Below are 1,241 nucleotides of genomic sequence, written 5' to 3'. Positions count from 1 at the left end.
GCGACGACCGACGAGATCCTCGGCGTGCACATGATCGGCCCGCAGGGGCTGCCCACGCTGATGGCGGCGCGCGGCTTCACCGTGACGCCGGTGCTGACCAACGCGCAGGCGCAGACGGCACAGCCGATGCCCGCGCTCGCGGCGCCTTCGCCGGCGCCGAGGGCCGTGCGCGGCGGCAAGGCCGTGAAGGGCCAACGCGGGCAGGCGGTGCAGAAGGGCGGTAAATCGACGAAGGCGGCACCCGCCGCCAGGGGCGCCAAGGCCCCCGCCAAAGCGCCAGCCAAGGCCGCGGCCCCTGCCGCCAAGGGCAAAGTGCGCAGATAATCGCCCGCCATGCACGCGCTGCGAACCCACACCCGCTTCATCGGCCTCGTCGGCCGCTGGGTGTTGCTGTGGTTCGTGATGTCGCTGGGCGTGGCGGTGGCGTCGCCGCTGGTGAACCCACAGCCGATGGAGCTGGTGTGCCCCAGCGCCGGCTCGATCAAGGTGGTGGTGCACACCGAAGACGGCGCGCAGGAAATGGGCGCCTCGCACATGGACTGCTCGCTGTGCGTGCTGACCGGCGCGCCGCCGCCGGCCATGGCTGTTCCGGTTTTCGATCTTCCCTTGCCGCTGGGCCGCGTGGTCCAGTCCATTCCCGCCGCGCGCCTGGCCGCGGCCACCGCGGCGCCGCTACCGGCGCGAGGGCCCCCGACTTTCTCCTGACGCTCTCAAAACCATAGCCGCATACGCACGACCGACGTGCGTTTCGGCCTGTCTGGCTTGAAGTTTCGTGGAGAAGGTTCCTCTTGAAAAAGCATTCCCGCGCCCTGGCGATCGCCATGGCATTCCCCCTTGGTGCGCCTGCGCTGGCGCAGCAGCAGCCCGCCGATGCGCCTGAAAGCGGCACCAGCGGCCGTTCGCTCAGCACCGTCACCGTGAGCGGCGGCCGGCCGACCTCGCTGCCGGCGCAGATCCCCACCACCATCGAAGGCGTGACGCACGACCAGATCGTCGAAACCGTCAACGCCACCGACAGCGAAGACGCGCTCAAGTACCTGCCCAGCCTGGTCGTGCGCAAGCGCTACATCGGCGACTTCAACCATGCCGTGCTCGCCACCCGCGCCTCGGGCACGGGCAACAGCGCGCGCTCGATGGTCTATGCCGACGGCATCATGCTGTCGAACCCGCTGGGCAACGGCGCCACCTACGCGCCGCGCTGGGGCATGGTGTCGCCGGAAGAAATCGAGCGGGTCGACGTG

Annotated in this window: 2 protein-coding genes and 1 pseudogene; all 3 read left to right on the top strand. The window is 70.1% G+C overall.

Annotation, left to right across the window (positions count from 1 at the left end):
- Positions 1 to 324: pseudogene (locus ACSFA3_RS24230) on the top strand (TraB/GumN family protein); the annotation flags it as partial.
- A 9-nt stretch (positions 325 to 333) separates the two neighbouring features.
- The gene (locus tag ACSFA3_RS24225; RefSeq protein WP_435507932.1) at positions 334 to 705 is read left to right on the top strand and encodes a DUF2946 family protein; all 372 of its coding nucleotides are present in this window, start codon (positions 334 to 336) and stop codon (positions 703 to 705) included.
- Between the two features lie 116 nt (positions 706 to 821).
- Positions 822 to 1,241 (top strand): TonB-dependent receptor plug domain-containing protein (locus tag ACSFA3_RS24220; RefSeq protein WP_435507931.1); only part of this gene is annotated, 420 nt, incomplete at its 3' end.

The organism is Variovorax glucosi, from assembly GCF_051216695.1.
GTDB lineage: Bacteria > Pseudomonadota > Gammaproteobacteria > Burkholderiales > Burkholderiaceae_C > Variovorax.
This window is presented reverse-complemented; position numbering and strand designations above follow the sequence as displayed.

Bases quoted from the DNA above. Each gene is read 5' to 3' on its own strand.
- ACSFA3_RS24225 (WP_435507932.1), top strand. From the start codon at position 334: ATGCACGCGCTGCGAACCCACACCCGCTTCATCGGCCTCGTCGGCCGC.